The sequence below is a fragment of the Microbacterium sp. LWH7-1.2 genome, from assembly GCF_038397755.1.
In the GTDB taxonomy this organism is placed as follows: Bacteria; Actinomycetota; Actinomycetes; order Actinomycetales; family Microbacteriaceae; genus Microbacterium.
On record NZ_CP151637.1, the window covers coordinates 784526 to 807854 of the forward strand.

The window sequence follows — 23329 nt, forward strand, 5'->3', positions numbered from 1 at the left end:
TCGCGAAGTAGGCTGGAATCCATGCGTCGAGGAACCTTCCGGGACGACACCGTCGACTATGCCGCTGTCGGGGCGACCCAGGCACCGGATCTGATGCAGTATCCACCGGAGCGCAGCCTCCCGGCGGAGCAGTCGTGGCGCATCGGCAGCGGCGAGGCCCGCTTCCGCGCCGCGAGCGAGGCTCTCATGTCGTGGACTGCTCAGCGGGGTGCGGGACTCGAGCTCACCGATGTGCGCCCTGCGTCCGGCCCCATGTACTCGGGCGTCAGCTTCGACGCCGAGGGCAACCCCGTCGCGCCGAGCCGGTCCGAGGCCGAGCAGCGGTTCGACGCCGACGGCACGCCGTTCGTCGGCGCGGGCACGACGATCCGCGTCGACGGCCGCGTCAAGGGGCTCCGCGCGGACGCCGAGCTTCGCGTCATCTTCGCCGTCGAAGAGCCTCGGCGGGTGGGCTTCGCGCTCGGCACCGTGAGCGACTCGGTCGTAAGCGGCGAGGAGTCGTTCATGCTCGACTGGTACGACAACGACGAGGTCTGGTTCACGGTCCGCGCGTTCGACGCCCCGCGCGCCGTGCTCTACCGGATGCTTCCCGGCCTCACGAAGCGCCGCCGACGGGAGTTGTTCACGCGCTACCTGCGCGCGATCTCGCCGCTGTACACCACCCCCGCGTGAGGCGCTGATGGGCTCCGCTCTTCCGCTCGGCGAGCCCGTTCCCTCGGACGGCTCGCTGCCGCCCGGCACGCGCATCGATCCGGCCGCCGAGTTCAGCGTGTACCTGCACGTCCCGTTCTGCCGCGTGCGCTGCGGCTACTGCGACTTCAACACGTACACCTCGTCTGAGCTGCGGGGGGCCCGCCAGGACGAGTACGCGGACACGCTGCTGCGCGAGATCGCTCTTGCCGCGCCCGTTCTCGAACGCGCCGGCGGAAACCGCCCGGCATCGACGGTGTTCTTCGGCGGCGGCACCCCGACTCTCCTCCCGCCAGGCGACCTCGGGCGCATGCTGGCAGGTGTCCGCGACACGTTCGGCATCGCAGCGGACGCAGAGATCACGGTCGAGGCCAACCCCGACACGGTGACCCCCGCCGTCGCGGCCGAGCTCGCGGCATCCGGTGTCACCCGTCTCTCGGTCGGCATGCAGTCCGCTGTCCCGCACGTCCTCGCCGCGCTCGACCGCACGCACGACCCCGACAACGTCCGCACCGCGGTCAGCGCGGCACGCGGCGCCGGACTCGACGTGAGCGTCGACCTCATCTACGGCGCCCCGGGCGAGTCTCTGGACGACTGGCGCACGTCCCTGGGGGCGGCGGTGGCGCTCGAACCCGATCACGTCTCGGCATACGCGCTCATCATCGAGGACGGCACGAAGCTCGCCCGCCAGATCCGACGCGGCGAGGTCGCCGCTCCCGACGACGACCTGCAGGCTGACATGTACGAACTGGCCGACGACATGCTCGCGGCCGCCGGATTCGACTGGTACGAGGTGTCGAACTGGGCGCGAGGGGACGCGCACCGCTCGCGACACAACCTCGCGTACTGGGTCGGCTCGGACTGGTGGGGCTTCGGCCCCGGCGCGCACAGCCACGTCGCGGGCGTGCGGTTCTGGAACGTCAAGCACCCGGCCGCCTACGCGCAGCGGCTGGCCGCGGGGGAGACGCCGGCAGCCGGACGGGAGATCCCCGATGCCGCAGCCAGGAATCTCGAGAGCGTGCTGCTGCGCACCCGCGTCCGCGACGGACTGCCCGTCGAGGAGCTCCTCGGCGAGGGCCGTCACGCGGTCGCCGCGCTCATCGCGGACGGCCTCATCGAGGGTCACGCCGCGCTGCGGGGGAGGGTCGTGCTCACCCGCCGCGGCCGCCTCCTCGCCGACGCCGTGGTCCGCGCACTCACCGACTGACCTCGGCGGCGCGTGCGGTCCCGGGTGCGACGGCAACCCGACCTGCGTCGCTCGGCGATCCTGACAGCGCATCGGATAGAATTGGCACTCCAGTCGTGCGAGTGCCAGCTGCGGCGTGAGGAGGCGGGATGGTCAGCGAGCGAGGTCTGCAGGTACTGCGGGCGATCGTCCAGGACTACGTCGACACGCGCGAGCCGGTCGGCAGCAAGGCGATCGTCGAGCGCCACGCGTTCGGCGTGTCTGCGGCGACCATCCGCAACGACATGGCGCTGCTCGAGGACGAAGACCTCATCGTGGCGCCGCACACCTCGTCGGGCCGGGTGCCGACCGACAAGGGCTACCGCGTCTTCGTCGATCACCTCGCGGAGCTCCGGCCGCTCTCGCCGGCCCAGCGCGCCGCCATCGCCTCGTTCCTCGACGGCTCCGGCGACCTCGACGACGTCCTCGTGCGCACCGTGCGCGCGCTCACGCAGCTGACCGGTCAGGTCGCCATCGTGCAGTATCCCTCGTTCGCCCGCGCCACGGTCACCCACGTCGAGCTCGTGCAGCTCGGCGGCGGACGCATGCTGGTGATCGTGGTCACCGACACCGGACGCGTGTCGCAGCGCCTGACATTCGTCGGCGAGGACTTCGACGACGCGGATCTCGCGCACATCCGCGCCGGCCTCGGCACCCTCCTGGTCGGCCGCCCCGTGCGCGAGGGACTGCAGCGCATCGCCGAGCGACTCGACGGCCCCGACACGCAAGCGCCTGCGCACGAACGCGCAACAGACGAGATTGTGCGCGCCGTCGCCGAAGAGCTCGAGGAGTTCCGGCAGGACAAACTCGTGATGGCAGGCAGCGCCAACCTCGCCCGCCGCGAGTCCGACTTCCGCGGCAGCATCTACCCGCTCCTCGAGGCGATCGAGGAGCAGGTGACCCTGCTGCGGCTGATGGGCGAGATGGTCGCGGACGAACAGGGCCTCTCGGCGAGCATCGGCCGTGAGAACGAGGCGTTCGGTCTTGCCGAGGCATCCGTCGTCGCCAGCGACTACGACGCGACGGGCGCGCTCGCCCGCGTCGGGGTGCTCGGCCCGACGCGCATGGACTACCCCACGAACCTCGCGACGGTCCGCGCCGTCGCGCGTTATCTCACGCGCATGCTCGAGCAGGACGACACCTCCCGCTGACGCACGCGCGCACACACGATCCCGCGGCCTCGCCGCGGCAGGAAGGCGAATGTGGCTGACCACTACGAGGTCCTCGGCGTCTCACGCGACGCCTCCACCGACGAGATCAAGAAGGCCTACCGCAAGCTGGCCCGCCAGCTGCACCCGGACGTGAACCCGGGCGAGGAGGCGTCCGAGCGCTTCAAGCTCGTGACGCATGCCTACGACGTCCTCAGCGACCCCGAGCAGCGCGCACGTTACGACATGGGCGGCAGCGACTCGCCGTTCGGCGGCGGCGCCGGCGGCTTCGGCGGGTTCAACGACATCTTCGAGACGTTCTTCGGCGCAGCGGGCGGGTCGCGGGGCGGTCGTCCCCGGTCGCGTCGAGAGCGCGGCCAGGACGCGCTCGTGCGCGTCACGCTCGAACTCGGGGACGTCGTCTTCGGCACGCACCGCGACATCGAGGTCGACACCGCCGTGGTGTGCGAGACCTGCCAGGGCTCCTGCTGCCAGCCGGGCACGAGCCCGGTCACGTGCGACATCTGCCACGGCACCGGCAACGTCCAGCGCCAGGTGCGGAGCCTCCTCGGGAACGTCGTCACGACCCAGCCGTGCAACGTCTGCCAGGGCTACGGCACGACCATCCCGTACCCGTGCGCCACCTGCCAGGGGCAGGGCCGCGTGCGCGCGCGCCGCACCGTGTCGCTCGACATACCGGCCGGCGTCGAGACCGGACTGCGCCTGCAGCTTCCGGGTTCGGGCGAGGTCGGCCCGGCGGGCGGCCCGAACGGCGACCTGTACATCGAGGTCACCGTGCAGCCGCACGAGGTGTTCAGCCGCGACGGTGACGACCTGCTCGCGACGCTCGAGGTGTCGATGCCCGACGCGATCCTCGGCACCACGACGACGATCGAGTCGCTCGACGGCCCCGTCGATCTCGAGGTGCGGGCCGGCGTGCAGGCAGGCGACATCCTCACGATCAAGGGGCGCGGCATCACGCCCCTGCGCGGCTCCCAGCGGGGCGACCTCAAGGTCGGTGTGCACGTGGTCACCCCGACGCGCCTCGACCACAAGGAGCGCGCCCTCATCGAGGAGTTCGCCAAGCGCACCAAGGCTCCCTCGCCGAAGCTGGCGGAGTTCCATCAGGGCCTGTTCGCGAAGCTGCGCGATCGCTTCCGGAACGCCTGACCCGTGCCCCTGCACTTCCTCCTCGATCAGCCCGTCGATGCGGCCCCCGGCGAGACGGTGACCCTCACCGGCACGGAGGCGCACCACGCCGCGACCGTGCGCCGCGTGCGGGTCGGCGAGGAGGTCACGGTCGGCGACGGGCGGGGCGCCTGGCTCACCGGCAGCGTCGAGTCGGTCGCGCCGCGGGAGGTGGTCGTCCGCATCGACGGGCGGACGGATGCTGCGCCCCCGCGGCCGCGCGTCGTGCTGGTGCAGGCGCTGGCCAAGGGGGATCGCGACGAGCTCGCCGTCCAGGCGGCGACCGAGCTCGGCGTCGACGAGATCGTGCCCTGGCAGGCGGCGCGGAGCGTCTCGCGGTGGGACGCCGCGAAGGCGGCGAAGGGCCGGGCGCGCTGGGCGACCATCGTGCGCGAGGCCGCCAAGCAGGCGCACCGCGCGTGGGTGCCGGAGGTGGCGGAGCTGACCACGACCGCGGCGCTCGCACGGCGGGCGGCAGCATCCGTCGTCCTGATCCTGGAGCCGACGGCGACCGAGCGGATCAGCGCCCTCAGGGTGGAGCCGGCCGAGGAACGCGACATCGTGCTCGTCGTCGGACCCGAAGGCGGCATCGCTGCGGAGGAGCTCGACGCCCTCGCGGCCGCGGGTGCGCGACTCGTGCGCCTCGGCGACACGGTGCTGCGGACGTCCACCGCGGGACCCGCGGCACTGGCGGTCGTCAGCACGGCCCTCGGCCGCTGGTGACGGCTCGACGGGTTCACCGAGCGGTTCCCTGCGCCTGCCGATCGGTCCCTGAGCCCGTCGAAGGGCCCCGTCGGTAGACTTGCCGCATGAGTGAACCGTCGATCTTCACGCGCATCCTGGACGGCGAGATCCCGTCCGAGATCGTCGCAGAGACCGAGAACGCATTCGCCATCCGTGACATCGCGCCGCGGGCGCCCCTGCACCTGCTGGTGATCCCCAAAACCGAGGAGTACCGCAACGTCGTCGAGCTCGCGGCGGGCGACCCGGAGCTCATGGCGGAACTCGTGGGCCTGGCCAACACGCTGGCCGCCGAGCACGGCGACGGGGACTTCCGCCTCGTGTTCAACACCGGCCCGAACGCGGGCCAGACCATCTTCCACGTGCACGCCCATGTGCTCGCGGGAGGCCTCGAAGAGAAGAGTGTCGGTGCCTGATCAACCTGCTCATGAGACCGTGAGCGACCACGTCGAGGTCGACGGCGTCGCGATGGTGCAGCTCCTCGGTCCACAGGACCGCCTGCTGCGGGTCGTCGAGAAGGAGCACCCGGGTGTCGATGTGCACGTGCGCGGCAACGAGATCACGCTCACGGGGGAGGCGGCGGCGGTCGCCGCGGCGCGGACGCTGGTCGACGAGCTCGTCGCGATGACGAAGGCGGGTCAATCGCTCGGCGAGGACGACGTCGCCTCGTCGAACCGCATCCTCCGCAGCGAGGGCGGCCCCCGCCCGTCGGAGGTGCTCGGCGAGGCGATCCTCTCCTCGCGCGGCAAGGTCATCCGCCCGAAGACCCTCGGCCAGAAGGCGTACGTCGACGCCATCGAGGAGAACACGATCGTGTTCGGCATCGGCCCCGCCGGTACCGGCAAGACGTATCTCGCGATGGCGAAGGCCGTCCAGGCGCTGCAGCGCAAGGAGGTCAGCCGCATCATCCTGACGCGCCCGGCCGTCGAGGCGGGGGAGCGGCTCGGCTTCCTCCCCGGCACGCTCACCGACAAGATCGACCCGTACCTGCGCCCGCTGTACGACGCGCTCAACGAGATGATGGACCCGGAGCTGGTGCCCAAGCTCATGGCGACGGGCACGATCGAGGTCGCTCCGCTGGCGTACATGCGGGGCCGCACGCTGAACGACTCGTTCGTCGTCCTCGACGAGGCGCAGAACACCACGCCCGAGCAGATGAAGATGTTCCTCACGCGCCTGGGCTTCGGGACGCGCATGGTGGTCACCGGCGACATCACGCAGATCGACCTGCCGCAGGGCGCCTCCGGCCTGCGGCTCGTGACCCGCGTTCTCGGCGACATCGACGACATCCACTTCTCGTACCTGACGAGCGATGACGTGGTGCGCCACACCCTCGTGGGCCGCATCGTCGACGCCTACAGCGAGTACGACGAGCGCCGGATCGCCGCGCGTCGCGAGAGGGACGAGGCATCCGAGTTCGCCAACCGCGCCGAGCGACGCGCCGCCACCGTGCGCGGCGGCGGACCGCGTGACCACCTTCCGAAGCGAGGACGCCCATGACCATCGAGATCGGCAACGAATCGGGGATCGCCGTCGACGAGACGGTGCTGCTCCGCCTCATGGAGCACAACCTCGCCGAGCTTCACGTCAGCCCGGACGCCGACGTGGCGATCCTGCTGGTCGACGAGGGCGCCATGGAGGCGCTGCACGTGCAGTGGATGGACGAGCCCGGCCCCACCGACGTGCTGAGCTTCCCGATGGACGAGCTGCGCCCGGGTACGGAGGACGCCCCCACGCCCGCGGGCCTCCTCGGCGACATCGTGCTGTGCCCGCAGGTCGCCGAGACCCAGGCGGTCGCCGCAAAGCACTCGACGCTCGACGAGCTCATCCTCCTCACGACGCACGGACTCCTGCACCTCCTCGGCTTCGACCACGCCGAACCGGAGGAGGAGCGGGAGATGTTCGGACTGCAGCGCGAGCTCATCACCTCGTTCCAGGCATCCGAACGCCGACGACCTCGCGCATGACCGCCGCCCTGCTGCTCGTCGCCGCGGCGCTCCTGCTCGCGTTCGGCGCCCTCATGGTCGCGATCGACGCGGCGCTCAGCGTCACCTCCCGGGCGGATCTCGCGGAGCTCGGAGCGGGCGGACGCAATGCGGTGTCGCTGCGGAAGATCGCAGACGACCCCGACGCGCACGCCAATGCCGTGATCTTCATCCGCGTGCTCGCGGAGACGACGGCGGCCGTGCTCGTCACCGTCGCATTCACGGACCTGTTCGACAACATCTGGTGGGCGATGCTCGCCGCCGCGGTGCTCATGACCGGTGTCTCGTACGTCGTGGTGGGAGCGAGCCCCCGCACCGTAGGACGGCTCCACGCCAAGCGGCTCCTGCGCGGCGCGGCGCCGATCGTCCGCGGAGTGCGCATCATCCTCGGGCCGCTCGCGCATGGTCTCGTCGCCCTCGGCACGCGCATCACGCCGGGCGCGTCGCGCGGTTCGTCGTTCGCCTCGGAGGAGCAGCTCCTCAGCATCATCGACGAGGCGGCCGAGAACGAGCTCATCGAGGAGGACGATCGCGAACTGATCCACTCGGTGTTCGATTTCACCGACACGTTCGTCCGAGCCGTGATGGTGCCGCGCACGGACATGGTGACGGTGGATGCCTCCACCTCGACGCGTGAGGCGATGACGATCTTCCTCGAGAAGGGCGTGTCACGCGTGCCGATCGTCGACGACGACGCCGATGACGTCGTGGGCGTGCTGTACCTCAAGGACCTCGTGCAGTTCGGCTTCCGCGACGAGATTGGATGGCGGGACGCCCCGATCAGCCGCATCGCACGGCCGGCGGTGTTCGTGCCTGAGTCGATGAAGGCCGAGACGCTGCTGCAGCAGATGAAGCGCGACGCCGTGCACGTGTGCCTCGTGGTCGACGAGTACGGCGGCGTCTCGGGTCTCGTGACCCTGGAAGACCTCATCGAGGAGCTCGTCGGCGACATCTCGGACGAGTACGACCCCCGCGGCGAAGAGGTCACCGAGCTGGAGCCCGGGCACTACCGCGTGAGCGCACGCCTCGGCCTTGACGAGGTCGGCGACCTGTTCGGGCTCGAGCTGGAGGACGAGGACGTCGACTCGATCGGCGGACTCCTCGGAAAGGCGCTCGGCCGCGTTCCCCAGCCCGGCGCGACGGCGGAGTATGCCGGCCTCGTGCTCACCGGCGGCGCGTCACGTGGGCGCGGACGCGGCATCTCGACGGTGTTCGTCGAGCGCGGCGACCCCGCACTGGGTGTCGGCCGTCCGCCGCGCACGGGCGAGATCCGCATCGTGAGCCCCCGCACCGGCGAGATCCGGCTGCCTCGGAAGGAAGAGACGTCATGACCGAGAACGATCCCATGCCGGCACCCGGGACCGACTCGCCCGCCGTTCCCACCGAAGGGCGTTCGGGGTTCGTCACGTTCGTGGGCCGGCCGAACGTGGGCAAGTCGACGCTGACCAACGCACTGGTGGGCGAGAAGGTCGCGATCACCAGCGACAAGCCGCAGACGACGCGCCGCGCGATCCGCGGCATCCTGAACCGCCCCGGTGGTCAGCTCGTGATCGTCGACACCCCAGGACTCCACAAGCCGCGGACGCTCCTCGGGCAGCGTCTCAACGACCTCGTCGAGCAGGTGCTCGGCGACGTCGACGTCATCGGCTTCTGCGTGCCCGCCACCGAGAAGGTGGGCCCCGGCGACCGTCGCATCGCGGAATCGCTGAACGGCTACGGCCGCGCGAAGAAGGTCGCCGTCGTGACCAAGACGGATGCCGCCACCCGCGAGCAGATCACCGAGAGGCTCATCGAAGTCGATCAGCTCCGCGAGGACTGGGCCGCCGTCATCCCGCTGTCCGCCTTCACGCGCGACCAGCTCGACGTCCTGAGCGACGAGCTTCTCACCCTCATGCCCGAGGGCCCCGCACTGTACCCCGAGGGTGTCGTCACCGACGAGTCGACCGAGGACCGCATCGCCGAGATCATCCGCGAGGCCGCGCTCGACGGCGTACGCGACGAGCTGCCGCACTCGATCGCCGTCGTCGTGCAGGACGTGGCGCCCCGCGAGGACTCCGACCTCACCGACATCTACGCCGACATCGTCGTCGAGCGTGACAGTCAGAAGGGCATCATCATCGGGCACAAGGGCTCCCGGCTGCGCGACGTCGGCACCCGCGCCCGCGCGCAGATCGAACCCCTGCTGGGCACCAAGGTGTTCCTCAAGCTGCACGTGCGCATCGCGAAGGAGTGGCAGCGCGACCCCAAGCAGCTCGGCCGCCTCGGCTTCTGACCCGGACACGGCGGACGGATGCCGCGAACCGGCGCCTCCGCGTCGCTACGGGCGTAGCCTGGTGGAGTCGACCGGAGAGAGGAGGAGTCGCGATGACGAAGCATTCTCCGGTCCTGCCGTGGAGCGACCCTCGCGACGACATCGCGGTCGGCGTGCTGATGGCGAACGGCAGGCTCGCACCGCGGAAGTTCGCGAGCCGCGCCGAGGCCGAAGCATGGGCGCGTCCCGACGAGGGCGACCGCGTCGTCGAATGGAACCTCGTCTGCGAGTGCGACGACTGACCCGGCTCACCCGCCGGTCTCGGTGATCGCCGAGCGGATGACGACGGTGTCGGCACCGTACTCCGCGTCCACGGCAGCCTGCCGGCTCCCGTCGTCCCAGACCACGTCGACCCACAGCCTGCCGTCCTGCGGATACGAGGCCAGGTACGCATCGCCGAGCTTCTCGGGAAGTTCGTCCTGGATGGCGGCGAGGGTCGCCTCGTCGCCCTTCCCCGGCTTCCCGCCCGTCGGGTCTTCCGGCCGGATCGGGTCGTACAGCGCGAGGAGGATCGGCGGCTGGACCGAGGTGAACGTCTCGCCGTCGTACGTGCCGCGCACGGCGTAGGCCCCCCAGGTGACGTCCCCCGAAGACTCCGCACCCTCGAGCCCGCCCCACGCCCAGCCCTCGAGCGGGATTCCCGAGCACTGCGGGGGAAACGACTCCGCCACCGCGCCCAGGCACAGCTGCGTGACGCCGCCCGTGTCGAGGACGGTGCCGGTGGCCGCCACCTCGCCCTCGGGGGGCACCGGTGTCACCGCTCTGGGCGACGTCGGCGGCGGCGACCCGCCAGGACTCGCGCTCGCGCACGCGGCGGCAGCGAGGACGACGAAGGCGGCGGTGGCGGCGATGCCGAGCGGGCGACGGAGACCTCTCATGCCTACATGGTGTCGCCCCGACGCCGATCGTCTCGGGTGCGTCATGGCGCGGCATCCGTTCGTCATCTGTTCGCTGCTGCCCGGAACGGGGTGTAGCCTGATGCCATGCGCTTCGGCGGGCTTCTCCTTCTTAGCCGCCGCGACGAGACCTCGTTCTAGGGCCTTCCTCGTCGCGGAGCTTTTCGTTGGCCCGCATCATCAGGCATCGAGCCGCCCCCATCGGGCCGACGCTCGGACAGACGAGAGAAGCGACGACATCATGGAGAACACTCAGAAGCCCTCGGGCATGCCGACCCACAAGTATCGGCCGTTCCACGAGCAGATCACCGTGGATCTGCCCGACCGCACCTGGCCCGACCAGCGCATCACGACCGCACCCCGCTGGTGCGCCGTCGATCTGCGTGACGGCAATCAGGCGCTCATCGACCCGATGAGCCCCGAGCGCAAGCGCATCATGTTCGACCTGCTCGTGAGGATGGGCTACAAGGAGATCGAGGTCGGCTTCCCCTCGGCGAGCCAGACCGACTTCGACTTCGTGCGTCAGCTCATCGAAGAGGACCTGATCCCCGACGACGTCACGATCCAGGTGCTGACGCAGGCCCGCGAGCACCTCATCGAGCGCACGTACGAATCCATCGCCGGCGCCAAGCAGGCGATCGTGCACCTGTACAACTCGACGAGCGTGCTGCAGCGCGAGGTGGTCTTCCGCACCGACGAGCAGGGCATCATCGACATCGCCCTCGAGGGCGCGCGCCTGTGCCGCGAGTTCGAGAAGCGCATCCCTGAGACCAAGGTCTTCTACGAGTACTCGCCCGAGAGCTACACCGGCACAGAGCTCGAGTTCGCGCTGAGCGTGTGCAACCAGGTCATCGAGATCTTCGAGCCGACGCCCGAGCGCAAGGTCATCATCAACCTGCCCGCGACCGTCGAGATGGCGACGCCGAACGTCTACGCAGACTCGATCGAGTGGATGAGCCGTCGCCTCGCTCACCGCGAGAACGTCATCCTGTCACTGCACCCCCACAACGACCGCGGCACCGCGATCGCGGCGGCGGAGCTCGGCTACATGGCCGGCGCCGACCGCATCGAGGGGTGCCTCTTCGGCAACGGCGAGCGGACGGGCAACGTCGACCTGGTGGCGCTCGGCATCAACTTGTTCACGCAGGGCATCGACCCCCAGATCGACTTCAGCGACATCGACCAGGTCAAGCGCACGGTCGAGTACTGCAACCAGCTCCCCGTGCATGAGCGCAGCCCGTGGGCGGGCGATCTCGTCTTCACCGCCTTCAGCGGCTCGCACCAGGACGCCATCAAGAAGGGCTTCGAGGCGATGGACGCCCGCGCCGCAGCCACCGGCGTGACCGTGGACGAGATCGAATGGGCGGTCCCGTACCTGCCGATCGACCCGAAGGACCTGGGCCGCTCGTACGAGGCGGTCATCCGCGTCAACTCGCAGTCGGGCAAGGGCGGCGTCGCGTACCTGCTCAAGACCGACCACTCGCTGGATCTGCCCCGCAAGCTCCAGATCGACTTCTCGGGCGTGGTTCAGGCCAAGACCGACGCCGAGGGCGGCGAAGTCACGAGCGACCAGATCTGGAAGATCTTCACCGATGAGTACCTGCCGTCGGAGGTCGCCGACGAGCGCTGGGGCCGCTTCGAGCTCCTGGCCACGAGCACCCGCAGCGACCTGTCGGGCGACGTTGCGCTCGACATCACGCTGCGTGACGGCGACGAGCGGTTCGAGGCATCCGGGCACGGCAACGGTCCTGTCGCCGCGTTCCTCGAGATCATCCGCGCACAGGGATTCGACGTGACGCTCTACGACTACGTCGAGCACGCCCTCAGCGCTGGCGGCGACGCGCAGGCGGCCGCCTACATCGAACTCCAGGTCGACGGCGAGCGCCTCTGGGGCGTCGGCATCGACTCGGACATCTCGACCGCATCGCTCAAGGCGATCGTGTCGGGCGTGAACCGCGCCATCCGCACGCGGCAGCGCTCCGGAGCCCTCGCGGGCGTCTGAGCGCGAACCGTCGACGGGTGTGCGCGGGTGATCCCCGCGCGCGCCCGTCGGTGTGCTTCAGGGCTTGACGATCGGGATCGTCGAGGTCTCCACGGCCACCTTGCGGCGGTAGAGCGCGCGCTGCTCCGGGAGGGAGATGTCGAAGATGACCGCGAGCAGGCGTATCACGGTCGTCACGACGATGCCGATCACCGCGGCGACGACCACGCTCGCTCCAAGCTGCTCGGCGGTCGCGAGGACGAGGCATCCGATGCCCGCCGCTGCCGCGTAGAGGGAGCTGACGTGCAGGATCGCGACCGGCAGCCCCATGATCACGTCGCGGAGGATGCCGCCGCCGACGGCCGCGCACACCCCGACGAACACGGCGGGCACGAGCGGGAGACCGAGCACGAGTGCCTTGCTCGTGCCGAATGCCCCGAACAGGCCGATGACCAGGGCGTCGAGGCCGACGATGACGGCGTTCAGTCGCTGGAAGAGGCCGGCGAGCAGCATCCCGAACAAGGCCGCGCCGGCAGCGGTGAGCAGGTACCAGTTGCTCTGCAGGGTGGTCGGCGCGACGTTGAGGAGCAGGTCGCGGATCAGACCTCCGCCCATGCCCATGACGATGCCGATGATCGCGACGCCGAGCAGGTCGAGCCGCCGTTCGCCGCGGAAGCCCGATGCGAACAGGGCGCCCTGGATGCCGCCGAGACCCACGGCGATGAGGTCGGCCCACAGGGGGATCACGAAGACCGGCTCGTCCACCCCTCCATTGTCGACGGCGATCAGGGGATGTGGGTGCGCACCGCCGACAGGAAGCCGTCGAGATCGTCGGTCCACAGCCGCACCGCCTCGATGCGGTCGCGGCCCTGCGGAAGCCGCACGTCGAGCGGGTGCTCGAGTCGGATCAGCACGTTCGTCTCGTTCGCGATACGCGCGGCGAACGTGCGGCCCTCCGGTTCGTCCATGACGGCCGGCGCCTTGTCGACGCGGTGCGCAGAGCGCTCGACGGATTGCACGACGTCCCACGGCAGGTCGAGATCGAGCTCTGCGCCCTGCCGCACCCGGATGCCGTCCGGCCCGACCGCGTGCGGTCGGGTGAGGTAGCCGAACAGGAGCCCGAGCATCCAGGTCACGCCCCAGATGCCGAGGATGAGGAGCGGGATGCGGACCCAGGCCCACCGGTGGACGATGAGATCCAGGATCGGGATCTCGACGGCCGACAGCACGATGAAGATCACCAGCAGGGTCATGACAGGGGAGTGGTACCGGAACGCGCTGGCGCCCGCGGGAACCCGCGGTCGACGGAACACGAGGCGGTAGATGCTCTGGTACACCCCGAGCTCCATGATCCACGCGCGGCGGGCGAGCGTGCGCAGCTTCGTCGGCCACGCGGCCACGGTGGCCGGCCCGGGACGGTCGTCGACGATGCTCATGATCGGCCGTCCTCGGCGGTGCGGGCCTCGTGCTCGTCGATGAGCCGGGTCAGGCGGTCGAGGACGTGTGTCAGCCCCCGCAGGGTGGCCTGCGTCGTCGCCTCGTCGAGGCCGTCGATGAGGTGCGCCCCGAGTTCGGTGTGCTCGGCATCCATGGCCCGCATCGCCTCCTCACCGCGTGGGGTCAGCGTCACGAGCACCGCTCGGCGGTCATGGGGATGCGGCTCGCGCCGTGCGAAGCCGGTGGCCTCGAGCCCGTCGACGAGGGTCGTGACGTTGCGCGGCGTGACGCCCAGCGCGGACGCCAGCTCGGTCTGGGTGCGCGGGCCCTCGTGGAAGACGAGCCACAGCAGGTGGGTGCGGGCGGGAGTGAGGCCTCGGCGGTCGAGCTCGCGCTCCTGATCGGCGCCCAGGACGCCGGACAGCGCGAGCAGGGTGTCGAGAATCTGAGTACCAGACATAGTGAATAGACTACATCACTTCGCGCATGTCGCCCGCGGCGTCGTGCCGCCCGATCGTACGGGAGCGCAGGGATAATTGACGCGTGCCCACCTACCGCGATGAAGTCGTGGTCCTGCGCACCCACAAGCTGGGGGAGGCCGACAGGATCGTGACGATGCTCAGCCGCCGTCACGGCAAGCTGCGCGCCGTCGCCAAGGGCGTTCGTCGCACGTCGTCGCGCTTCGGCGCGCGACTCGAGCCGTTCATGGTCGCGGACGTGCAGCTGTACCAGGGGCGATCGCTCGACATCGTCCAGCAGGCCGAATCGCTCGGCTCGTACGGCGCCGAGATCGTGGCCCACTACGACCGGTACACCTCCGCGCACGCGATGGTCGAGGCGGCCGACCGCCTGAACGAGGCGGAGGCGACGCCCCAGCAGTACCTGCTCCTGGTCGGGGGACTCCGTGCCCTGTCGCGCGGCGAGCATGCCGCACGCAGCGTGCTCGATTCGTATCTGCTCCGCGCGATGGCACTGTCAGGCTGGGCGCCCGGTCTCGGCGAGTGTGCGCGATGCGGGCGCCGCGGCCCCCACGACACCTTCGTGGCCCAGCAGGGCGGCATCGTCTGCCGCGACTGCGCTCCGACCGGCGCCGCCCGCGTCGACGCCGCCACCGTATCGCTCCTGCAGTCGCTCATGGCAGGGGAGTGGGACGTGGTGGATGCTGCGTCCCCGGGGTCGACCGCCGCCGCATCGGGTCTCATCGCCGCCTATGCGCAGTGGCACCTCGAGCGCGGCATCCGTTCGCTCTCGCATGTCTCGACAGCCCCGCAGGAAGGCTCCAGGTGACCCCGAAGCCCTACACGCACCGCGACGCGGTGCCGTACCGCCCGCTCGACTGGACCGGCGTGCACCCGCCGGAGTATCCGAGAGGCGCCGTGCCGAACCACGTCGCGATCGTGATGGACGGAAACGGCCGTTGGGCGAACCGCCGCGGCCTTACCCGTATCGAGGGGCACAAGGCGGGAGAGGCTGCGTTGCTGGACGTCGTGGCCGGCGCGATCCAGGCGGGCGTGAAGCACCTCTCGGTCTACGCCTTCTCGACCGAGAACTGGTCGCGCTCGCCCGACGAGGTCCGCTTCCTCATGGGCTACAACCGCGATGTGCTTCACCGCCGCCGCGATCAGCTCAACGAGTGGGGCGTGCGCATCCAGTGGGCCGGCCGCAAGCCCCGCCTGTGGGGCAGCGTCATCAAGGAACTCCAGTTCGCCGAGCAGCTCACCACGGGCAACGACGTGCTGACGCTGACGATGTGCGTCAACTACGGCGGCCGCATCGAGCTGGTCGACGCGATGCGCTCGATCGCCGACGACGTCGCGGCGGGACGCCTGAAGCCCTCGGCCGTGTCGGAGAAGCTCATCCAGCGGAGGCTCTACCGCCCCGACATGCCGGATGTCGATCTGTTCCTCCGCTCGAGCGGCGAGCAGCGAACGTCGAACTTCCTGCTGTGGGAGTCCGCCTACGCGGAGCTCGTGTTCCTCGACACGCTGTGGCCCGACTTCACGCGAGAGGACCTGTGGCGCGGCATCGACACGTACCTCGGTCGCAATCGCCGTTTCGGCGGCGCGGTGGACGCGCCGGACGCCTCAGCGACGACCTGAGCTGCGCTCCGGCGACGGACGGGGTATCCAGCGAGCCCTCACGCCCTCATCATTGACGTGAGCCGCGCATGCGGCCGGTCAGGAGGCGCGATATGGCGCTGTCACGGCCCCGGGTGGGCCTCGCCGCCGTCCTGAGCCTCGCCGTCGTCTTCGCCGTCACGGGATGCGCGACCGCTGTGACCGCGGAGGACGCGGGACGCACAGCGACGGCGAGCCCGTCCGCTTCGCCGGACGAGACGAACGAGGGCACCGCCGACGGCGAGGCCGACGGCGGCGCCGACGAACAGGCGCAGGTGGACTCCGACGGTGGTGAGGATCCCGCCCAGGACCGCGTCCGCACGGGCCCCGTCGCTCAGTACGGCGGTCCCGCGTACGGCGATCAGGGCACGGCCGAGGTCATCGAGGACGGGCTCTGGTGCAAGACGATCGCGGTGTTCTGGGGAGGCGATCCTGTACCCGAGGGCGTCAGCTTCACCTTCGAGAACGCCGTGACGGATCGGCCGGGCCTGCGGGTGGACGGCAGCGTGTGCGGCACTCGGGGAGCGGACCGCTCGTGCCTCGGCATGGTCGTCCAGGCGAACGAGTCGGGCATCTTCTGCAGCCTCGTCCTCCGTCCCGCCGCCGACTTCCAGGACGGCACCGCGATCACCTTCCGCGGCACACTCGAGTGCCCGACCGCCGAGATCTGCGACCAGGTCGCCGCGCGCGAGGTCGAGCCGGGGCCGCCGATCATCGTCAACGACCCCGAGCCGTCCGCCGAGCAGGACCAGGACTCGCAGCAGGAAGGTGAGCAGCAGGAGGAGCAGCAGCTGGACGAGTCGCCCGAGCCTGCACAGTCGCCGTCGCCGGAGGAGGAGCGCCGGTGACCGATCGCCCGGCGACCACGCCCTCGGAGCCCTCCGCGACGGGCGATCCCGAAGCGCACCTGCGCGAAACGCCCCTGCGCGCAGAGCGGCGTCCGGCCGAGCCCGGCCTCGGCTTCGAGAAGTGGATGGGCTTCCTCTCCTCGTTCGTCGCTCCGCTCACGCTGGTCACCGCACTGCTCTTCTACTTCGGCTATGTCTCGACCCGAGAGTTCTTCCGGTACTTCGGGGTCGACGTCGACATCATCGGGCTGAGCTCGCAGGAGTTCGTGATGCGAAGCCCCGGCGCCCTCTTCATCCCGGTCATGGTGCTCACCCTGCTCGCCGCCGCGGCGATCCTGGGCCACCGCGCCCTGCGGAAGTGGCTGCTGACCCGGGAGCGCCCGACGCAGCGCCGGGTGATCGGCATCCTGGCGTGGACGGGGATCGGCTTCATCCTCGCCGGTCTCGGCCTGGCCTTCCTCGTGCCGTTCGTTCCAGAATGGACGTACGGCCAGCTCCTCACGCCGCTGTTCCTCGCGATCGGCGCGGGACTCGCCGCCTACGCGTCCGCCACCGTGCGCGCCCTCGACCCTTCGAGCGGTGGGAGAGGCGTGGTCGTGCTGCTCGTCCTCGTGATGATCGCCGGAACGTTCTGGTCTACCGCGACCATCGCGCAGTGGTGGGGCCTCGGACAGGCGCGCTCCCTCGCCGCCGACCTCACCACGCTTCCCGCCGTCGTGCTCGACACGCGTGAGCGGCTCTTCCCGGGCAACGACGCGATCACCTTCCAGCAGCTCGGGGACGAAGCATCCGTCGAAGATCCTGCGGCCGCCCCGCAGACGTTCGGGTACCGCTACTTCGGCCTCCGGCTGCTCGCGCAGGGTGGCGGACGCCTGTACCTCGTGCCGGACTCGTGGTCACCGGATGCCTCGACCCTCGTGGTGCCGTACGACGACGTCCGGGTGAGATTCCGGTTCGTGCCCGACGCCGATCCGCCGACTCCCTGAGCATCCTCACCGACGGCGACGCATTCGGCGGAATAGATGCGCGGACGCGCGCGGTTGTCCTCAGCATGACGGACGCCATCAAGATCGACGTGTGGAGCGACATCGCCTGCCCCTGGTGCTACATCGGCAAGCGGAATCTCGAGAACGGACTGGCCGCGGCATCCGCCGACGACGACGCCCCGGCCGTGGAGGTGACGTTCCACTCGTTCGAGCTGTCGCCCGACACCCCCGTCGACTTCGAAGGCGACGAGCTCGACTTCCTCGCGAAGCACAAGGGCATGCCGCGCACCCAGGTGCAGCAGATGCTCGAGCGCGTCACCGGCGTCGCCGCCGAAGCCGGCCTGGAGTACCGCTTCGACCTCCTCAAGCACACCAACACCGTGAAGGCCCACGAGCTCCTGCATTTCGCGAAGGAGCAGGGGCGGCAGCACCAGCTCGCCGAGCGGCTGATGGCCGCGTACTTCACCGAGGGGCGCCACCTCGGTCGCGAGGACGAGCTCGTCGACCTCGCGGCGGATGCGGGCCTCGACGCCGAAGCCGCACGGCAGGCCCTGCAGAGCGGCCGCTACCTCGACGCGGTGCGGGCCGATCAGGCGCAGGCAGCGGCCTACGGCATCAACGGGGTGCCCTTCTTCGTGATCGACGGCAAGTACGGCGTGTCGGGGGCGCAGCCGGCCGAGGCCTTCGCGCAGATCGTGCGCCAGGTGTGGTCCGAGCACCGCGAGCCCGCCGACGTCGACGCCTGAGCCCCGCACGACAACGGGCCCCCGCGATCGATCGCGGGGGCCCGTTCGGTCGGTCGGGGTCAGCGAGGAAGGTTCGCCTCGATGACCTCGACGATCGCCGGGTCGTCGGGCTTGACGTTCGGACGGAAGCGGTGGATGCCGCCCTCAGGCGTCAGGACGAACTTCTCGAAGTTCCAGACGATCGGGCCTTTCTTACCCTCGGCGTCGCGTGCCTTCTTCAGTGCCTTGTAGACCGGGGCGGCGCCGGGACCGTTCACCTTGATCTTGTCGAAGACGGGGAACGTCACCCCCCACGTGACCGAGCAGTACTCGAGGATCTCGTCCATCGACCCCGGCTCCTGACCCATGAACTGGTTGCAGGGAAAGCCCAGGACCGTGAAGCCGCGGTCGGCGTAGGCACGCTGCAACTGCTCGAGCTGCTCGTACTGCGGGGTCAGGCCGCATTTCGAGGCGACGTTGACCACGAGGACCACCTGGTCGCCGTACTCCGAGAGGGTGGCCGTGCCGCCGTCGGCGGTGTCGAAGGGGATCTCGCGCAAGTCGGTGAGCGTGGCCTTGGTCATCGTCCCAGGCTAAGCCCTCTGCACAGGGGCGCGGCCGTTCAGCCAAGGAACGGATTCCTGTAAGAGAATGGAACGCGTGACGACTGCCCTCGCCCCCGCGCCGACGCTGCGCATCGGGCCCATCGAACTCGACGCCCCCGTGGTGCTCGCGCCGATGGCGGGCATCACCAACACGGCTTTCCGGCGCCTCTGCCGCGAATACGGAGCCGGTCTTTACGTCAGCGAGATGATCACGACGCGCGCCCTTGTGGAGCGCAACGCGACGACGATGCGCCTGATCACGCACCACGAGTCCGAAACCCCCCGCTCGATCCAGCTGTACGGCGTCGACCCGGCCACCACCGAGGCGGCCGTGCGCCTCCTCGTCGAGGAGGATCGCGCCGATCACATAGATCTGAATTTCGGATGCCCCGTCCCCAAGGTCACCCGCAAGGGCGGGGGAGCGGCGCTGCCCTGGAAGCTGGGCCTGTTCCGCGAGATCGTGAGGCGCGCGGCGCGCGCTGCCGGCGACATCCCCCTCACGGTCAAGATGCGCAAGGGCATCGACGCCGACCACCTCACCTACCTCGATGCGGGCCGCATCGCCGAGGACGCCGGCGTGGCCGCCGTCGCCCTGCACGCGCGCACCGCGTCGGAGTTCTACTCGGGCGAGGCGGACTGGTCGTCGATCGCGAAGCTCAAGGAAGCCGTCACCAGCGTCCCCGTGCTCGGCAACGGCGACATCTGGTCGGCCGACGACGCCGTGCGCATGATCGACGAGACCGGCTGCGACGGCGTCGTCGTCGGGCGCGGATGCCTCGGGCGTCCCTGGTTGTTCGGTGACCTCGCCCGTGCGCTCGGCGGCCCCGGTGCCGCACCGGCTGAGCCGGTCGACGCGACCCTCGGCTTCGTCTCCCGCGCGTTCCGCCGGCACGCGGAGCTGCTCGTGGAGTTCCTCGAGGACGAGGACCGCGGCTGCCGCGACATCCGCAAGCACGTCGCGTGGTACTTCAAGGGCTACCCGGTCGGCGGGGAGCTCCGCGCGAGCCTGGCGACCGCGTCGAGTCTCGCCGAGATCGACGATCTCCTCGCGACCCTCGACGCCGACGCCCCGTATCCGGGCGCGGCGGCGGAGGGCCAGCGCGGGCGCGCCGGCACGCCGAAGCGCCCCGCTCTGCCCGACCGCTGGCTCGAGTCGCGCGAGCTCAGCGCCGAGGCCACGACCGCGATCGCCGAAGCGGAACTCGACCACAGTGGCGGCTGACCTGGCCGGCACGTCGGAGCGCCCGGTGGGGTACGACGACGCCGACGCCGCCCGCTTCCACGCCGAACGCCACCGCTCGCAGCGCGGCGACTTCGCCCGCGACCGCGCCCGTGTGCTGCACTCCGCGGCTCTGCGACGCCTCGCCGCGAAGACGCAGGTGCTGAGCCCCGCGAGTCCCGCCGACTTCGCGCGCAACCGCCTCACCCACTCGCTGGAGGTCGCCCAGGTCGGCCGCGAGCTGGCGACCGCTCTCGACCTCGCCGCCGACGTCGTCGACACGGCCTGCCTCAGCCACGACCTCGGGCACCCGCCCTTCGGCCACAACGGCGAACGCGCACTGAATGAGTGGGCCGAGGACGTCGGCGGCTTCGAGGGCAACGCGCAGACCCTGCGCATCCTCACGCGGCTCGAGCCGAAGGTGGTCGACACCGACGGGCGCAGCTTCGGTCTGAACCTCACCCGCGCGAGCCTCGACGCCTCGTGCAAGTACCCGTGGACCGCCGATCACCCCCTGCCCGACCCGGGCGGCCGGCTCAAGTTCGGCGTCTACCCCGAAGACGAAGAGGTGTTCCGCTGGATCCGCGCCGGTGCGCCGGGCCGGCTCCGCTGCATCGAGGCCGAGGTCATGGACCTCTCCGACGACATCGCCTACTCGGTCCACGACTTCGAGGACGCGATCGTCAACGGCTACCTCGACCCGGCGCGCCTGGTCGATCCGCGCGAGCACGAGTGGCTCCTCACCGCGATCCAGTCCTGGGTGGGTTTCGACTTCGCCCGTGACGAGCTCGAGGACGCGCTGTTCCGGCTCACCCGCATGCCCGAGTGGATCGACGCCTTCGACGGCACCCGTGCCGCGCTCGCGCGCCTCAAGAACCTCACCTCAGACCTCATCGGCCGCTTCGCGCGCGCCGCGACGACGGCTACGCGCGAGTCGTACCCGACGTCCGTGCTCACGCGCTATCGCGGCCACCTCATCGTGCCCCGCATCGTCGAGGCCGAGATGGCAGTGCTCAAGGGCATCATCGGTGCCGCAGTCGTGTCGATCGAAGGACGCAAGGACCTCTACAAGGAGCAGCGCCGCCTCCTCAAGCGCCTCGCCACCGCTCTGTGGGAGCGCCCCGGCGCCCTCGACGCGCTGCACGCGGAGGACTTCGCGGCGGCCGAGACGGATGCTGCGCGCCGCCGCGTCGTCGTCGACCAGGTCGCCAGTCTCACCGACCAGCTCGCGATCGCGTGGCACGGGTCGCTCGTCGAGCCGGTGGACGCCGCATCCGTCGGCGTGTGGGCACCGGGCGCACGCCCCATGGACACGGCTTCCCGCGCGTTCCGCGCTTCCGAGGCGCGCTGATGGCGGGGCGCATCCGCCAGGCGGACGTCGACGAGGTCAAGGCGCGCACGAACATCGCCGACATCATCGGCGAGCGGGTCGCGCTCAAGTCCGCCGGTGTCGGCTCGATGAAGGGGCTCTGCCCGTTCCACGACGAACGCAGTCCGAGCTTCAACGTGCGCCCGCAGGCCGGCTTCTACCACTGCTTCGGCTGCGGCGAGTCCGGTGACGTGTACTCGTTCCTGCGCGCGATGGACCACGTGACCTTCACCGAGGCCGTCGAACGGCTGGCGGGCCGCATCGGCTACGCGCTGCACTATGAGGACGGTGGCGCCGCCCCTGAGCACACCGGCCGCGCGCGCCTGTACGCCGCGAACGCGGCGGCCGCGGAGTTCTTCCGCTCGCAGCTCATGGCGCCTGAGGCGGACATCGCGCGACGCTTCCTCGGTGAGCGCGGCTTCGACGCGGGCGCTGCGGCCCACTTCGGCGTCGGGTTCGCCCCCAAGGGCTGGGAGGGAATGACCAAGGCGCTGCGCGCCAAGGGGTTCACCGACGAGGAGCTCTCGTCCGCCGGCCTCGTGTCGCAGGGGCAGCGCGGCGTCTACGACCGCTTCCGTGGCCGCGTGGTCTGGCCGATCCGCGATGTCACCGGGCAGGTGATCGGGTTCGGCGCGCGCAGACTGTTCGACGACGACAACGGCCCCAAGTACCTGAACACGCCTGAGACGACGATCTACAAGAAGGCGCAGGTGCTCTACGGCCTCGACCTCGCCAAGCGCGAGGTCTCCCGCCAGCACCAGGTGGTCGTGGTCGAGGGCTACACCGACGTGATGGCATGCCACCTGGCAGGCGTCACGACCGCGATCGCGACATGCGGCACCGCGTTCGGATCCGACCACATCACGGTGCTCCGGCGCGTGATGGGAGACGACTCCACGTCCGGCGAGGTCGTCTTCACCTTCGACCCGGATGCCGCGGGGCAGAAGGCGGCGCTGCGCGCCTTCGCCGATGCCAAGCGATTCAACGCGCAGACGTATGTCGCCACCGGTCCGGAAGGGCTCGATCCGTGCGACCTGCGCCTCGCCCGTGGCGATGGCGCCGTGCGCGCGCTGCTCGAGACGAAGGTGCCCATGGTCGAGTTCGTGCTCGATCAGCGCATCTCGGGCTACGACCTGCGAAGCGTCGAAGGGCGGGTCGGCGCGCTGCGGACGGCGGCTCCGGTGGTCGCCGAGCTGCGCGACCCGCTCCTGCAGCCCGAGTACGTGCGTGTGCTCGCCCGACGACTCGGCATGGACACCGAGGACGTCCGCCGGGAGGTCGAGCGTGCGGGCCGGAGCAACGGGGGCGGCCGACGCGACGCCGCGCCCGGCACGTCCGAGCCGGCCGAGCCGCCGGTGGTCGACGGCGCCCTGCGCGTCACGCTCGGGACCCTTCCGCGCACGCCCGACGTCGGGATCGAGCGCGACGCGCTGATGGGTGTGCTGCAGTTCGGCCACCGCATGGACCCGTCACTGGTCGCTCGCGCGCTCGACCTGCCGTTCCGGCATCCGGCTCTGGACGCCGTGCGCGTCGCCGTGCGCGACGCTCCGGGGATGCAGCGCCCCGGTTGGGCGGTGGATGCCGTCGCCACCGTCCGCGAGCCCTACCGGTCGCTCGCCGCGGAGCTTCTCGCCGCCGACTTCCCCGCTCTGAGCGACGATGAGGCGGTCTCCTCGGCGAGCGACCTCGCACGCCGCCTGGTGATGCGCGGATTCGACCGCGAGAAGGCGGAGCTGCTCGGAGCGATCCAGCGGGTGCCCGCGGACTCCGAAGAGGGCCGCACGATCCGGCTGCGCCTGCGGGAGCTCGACGCCCAGCGACAGGCGCTGGCCGACGAGGGATCCTGATCTGATCCCGT

General features: G+C 70.5%; 25 protein-coding genes. 20 read left to right on the forward strand and 5 right to left on the reverse strand.

What is annotated here, in order from left to right:
• The first annotated feature begins 21 nt into the window (after positions 1 to 21).
• The 11 genes from MRBLWH7_RS03720 (at position 22) to MRBLWH7_RS03770 (ending at position 9530) form a co-directional block, all read left to right on the forward strand.
• Positions 22 to 672, forward strand: a complete 651-nt coding sequence (locus tag MRBLWH7_RS03720) for a DUF1990 family protein (protein ID WP_341999272.1) — start codon at positions 22 to 24, stop codon at positions 670 to 672.
• A gap of 7 nt (positions 673 to 679) precedes the next feature.
• Positions 680 to 1897 (forward strand): radical SAM family heme chaperone HemW, encoded by a 1218-nt coding sequence (gene hemW / locus MRBLWH7_RS03725; RefSeq protein ID WP_341999274.1) that lies wholly within the window; start codon positions 680 to 682, stop codon positions 1895 to 1897.
• A 128-nt stretch (positions 1898 to 2025) separates the two neighbouring features.
• Positions 2026 to 3066, forward strand: a complete 1041-nt coding sequence (gene hrcA, locus MRBLWH7_RS03730; RefSeq protein WP_341999276.1) for a heat-inducible transcriptional repressor HrcA — start codon at positions 2026 to 2028, stop codon at positions 3064 to 3066.
• A 51-nt stretch (positions 3067 to 3117) separates the two neighbouring features.
• Positions 3118 to 4233, forward strand: a complete 1116-nt coding sequence (dnaJ, locus tag MRBLWH7_RS03735) for a molecular chaperone DnaJ (RefSeq protein WP_341999278.1) — start codon at positions 3118 to 3120, stop codon at positions 4231 to 4233.
• A gap of 3 nt (positions 4234 to 4236) precedes the next feature.
• Positions 4237 to 4974, forward strand: coding sequence for a 16S rRNA (uracil(1498)-N(3))-methyltransferase (locus tag MRBLWH7_RS03740; RefSeq protein WP_341999280.1), 738 nt, complete (start codon positions 4237 to 4239; stop codon positions 4972 to 4974).
• Positions 4975 to 5060: 86 nt separating this feature from the next.
• A complete protein-coding gene (locus tag MRBLWH7_RS03745; RefSeq protein WP_341999282.1) occupies positions 5061 to 5408 on the forward strand; it encodes an HIT domain-containing protein in 348 nt (115 codons plus the stop codon).
• A gap of 52 nt (positions 5409 to 5460) precedes the next feature.
• Positions 5461 to 6492 (forward strand): PhoH family protein, encoded by a 1032-nt coding sequence (locus MRBLWH7_RS03750; protein WP_342001901.1) that lies wholly within the window; start codon positions 5461 to 5463, stop codon positions 6490 to 6492.
• Positions 6489 to 6959, forward strand: a complete 471-nt coding sequence (gene ybeY / locus MRBLWH7_RS03755; protein WP_159844058.1) for an rRNA maturation RNase YbeY — start codon at positions 6489 to 6491, stop codon at positions 6957 to 6959. Before MRBLWH7_RS03750 ends, ybeY begins: the two co-directional genes overlap by 4 nt.
• The gene (locus tag MRBLWH7_RS03760; protein WP_341999285.1) at positions 6956 to 8308 is read left to right on the forward strand and encodes a hemolysin family protein; all 1353 of its coding nucleotides are present in this window, start codon (positions 6956 to 6958) and stop codon (positions 8306 to 8308) included. Before ybeY ends, MRBLWH7_RS03760 begins: the two co-directional genes overlap by 4 nt.
• Before the next feature lie 14 nt (positions 8309 to 8322).
• Positions 8323 to 9249: a GTPase Era gene (gene era, locus MRBLWH7_RS03765; RefSeq protein WP_342001902.1), complete on the forward strand. Its 927-nt coding sequence runs from the start codon at positions 8323 to 8325 to the stop codon at positions 9247 to 9249.
• Positions 9250 to 9341: 92 nt separating this feature from the next.
• On the forward strand, positions 9342 to 9530 hold the full coding sequence (locus tag MRBLWH7_RS03770; RefSeq protein ID WP_341999287.1) for a hypothetical protein: 189 nt from the start codon (positions 9342 to 9344) through the stop codon (positions 9528 to 9530).
• 6 nt (positions 9531 to 9536) lie between these two features.
• On the opposite strand, the gene MRBLWH7_RS03775 is transcribed toward MRBLWH7_RS03770, so the two are convergent.
• Positions 9537 to 10166, reverse strand: a complete 630-nt coding sequence (locus MRBLWH7_RS03775) for a hypothetical protein (protein ID WP_341999289.1) — start codon at positions 10164 to 10166, stop codon at positions 9537 to 9539.
• 259 nt (positions 10167 to 10425) lie between these two features.
• Between MRBLWH7_RS03775 and leuA the strand changes: the two genes are divergently transcribed.
• Entirely contained in the window at positions 10426 to 12186 is a 1761-nt protein-coding gene (gene leuA, locus MRBLWH7_RS03780) for a 2-isopropylmalate synthase (RefSeq protein WP_341999291.1), read from the forward strand.
• Between the two features lie 57 nt (positions 12187 to 12243).
• Here leuA and MRBLWH7_RS03785 read toward each other — a convergent pair whose 3' ends face one another.
• The 3 genes from MRBLWH7_RS03785 to MRBLWH7_RS03795 are packed head-to-tail and all read right to left on the reverse strand — an operon-like array spanning position 12244 to position 14062.
• Positions 12244 to 12930, reverse strand: coding sequence for a TRIC cation channel family protein (locus MRBLWH7_RS03785; protein ID WP_341999293.1), 687 nt, complete (start codon positions 12928 to 12930; stop codon positions 12244 to 12246).
• A gap of 20 nt (positions 12931 to 12950) precedes the next feature.
• Complete coding sequence (locus tag MRBLWH7_RS03790) at positions 12951 to 13601, reverse strand: hypothetical protein (RefSeq protein ID WP_341999295.1); 651 nt, start codon at positions 13599 to 13601, stop codon at positions 12951 to 12953.
• A complete protein-coding gene (locus tag MRBLWH7_RS03795; protein ID WP_341999297.1) occupies positions 13598 to 14062 on the reverse strand; it encodes a MarR family transcriptional regulator in 465 nt (154 codons plus the stop codon). The genes MRBLWH7_RS03790 and MRBLWH7_RS03795 overlap by 4 nt, the downstream gene beginning before the upstream one ends.
• 83 nt (positions 14063 to 14145) lie before the next feature.
• On the opposite strand from MRBLWH7_RS03795, the gene recO reads away from it, so the two are divergent.
• From recO to MRBLWH7_RS03820, 5 genes are all read left to right on the forward strand, one after another.
• Entirely contained in the window at positions 14146 to 14889 is a 744-nt protein-coding gene (recO, locus tag MRBLWH7_RS03800) for a DNA repair protein RecO (RefSeq protein WP_341999299.1), read from the forward strand.
• The gene (locus MRBLWH7_RS03805; protein WP_341999301.1) at positions 14886 to 15701 is read left to right on the forward strand and encodes an isoprenyl transferase; all 816 of its coding nucleotides are present in this window, start codon (positions 14886 to 14888) and stop codon (positions 15699 to 15701) included. The genes recO and MRBLWH7_RS03805 overlap by 4 nt, the downstream gene beginning before the upstream one ends.
• A gap of 92 nt (positions 15702 to 15793) precedes the next feature.
• Positions 15794 to 16567: a hypothetical protein gene (locus MRBLWH7_RS03810; RefSeq protein ID WP_341999303.1), complete on the forward strand. Its 774-nt coding sequence runs from the start codon at positions 15794 to 15796 to the stop codon at positions 16565 to 16567.
• Positions 16564 to 17553: a hypothetical protein gene (locus tag MRBLWH7_RS03815; RefSeq protein WP_341999305.1), complete on the forward strand. Its 990-nt coding sequence runs from the start codon at positions 16564 to 16566 to the stop codon at positions 17551 to 17553. Before MRBLWH7_RS03810 ends, MRBLWH7_RS03815 begins: the two co-directional genes overlap by 4 nt.
• Before the next feature lie 65 nt (positions 17554 to 17618).
• Complete coding sequence (locus MRBLWH7_RS03820) at positions 17619 to 18299, forward strand: DsbA family oxidoreductase (RefSeq protein ID WP_341999307.1); 681 nt, start codon at positions 17619 to 17621, stop codon at positions 18297 to 18299.
• Positions 18300 to 18358: 59 nt separating this feature from the next.
• On the opposite strand, the gene MRBLWH7_RS03825 is transcribed toward MRBLWH7_RS03820, so the two are convergent.
• Positions 18359 to 18862 carry a glutathione peroxidase gene (locus tag MRBLWH7_RS03825; RefSeq protein ID WP_341999309.1) on the reverse strand — a complete coding sequence of 168 codons (504 nt, stop codon included), beginning with the start codon at positions 18860 to 18862 and terminating at the stop codon, positions 18359 to 18361.
• A 76-nt stretch (positions 18863 to 18938) separates the two neighbouring features.
• Here MRBLWH7_RS03825 and dusB point away from each other — a divergent pair, with 76 nt between their 5' ends.
• The 3 genes from dusB to dnaG are packed head-to-tail and all read left to right on the forward strand — an operon-like array spanning position 18939 to position 23318.
• Positions 18939 to 20105, forward strand: coding sequence for a tRNA dihydrouridine synthase DusB (gene dusB / locus MRBLWH7_RS03830; RefSeq protein ID WP_341999311.1), 1167 nt, complete (start codon positions 18939 to 18941; stop codon positions 20103 to 20105).
• Complete coding sequence (locus MRBLWH7_RS03835; protein ID WP_341999313.1) at positions 20095 to 21453, forward strand: deoxyguanosinetriphosphate triphosphohydrolase; 1359 nt, start codon at positions 20095 to 20097, stop codon at positions 21451 to 21453. Before dusB ends, MRBLWH7_RS03835 begins: the two co-directional genes overlap by 11 nt.
• Positions 21453 to 23318, forward strand: coding sequence for a DNA primase (gene dnaG, locus MRBLWH7_RS03840; protein WP_341999315.1), 1866 nt, complete (start codon positions 21453 to 21455; stop codon positions 23316 to 23318). Before MRBLWH7_RS03835 ends, dnaG begins: the two co-directional genes overlap by 1 nt.
• Positions 23319 to 23329 lie beyond the last annotated feature (11 nt).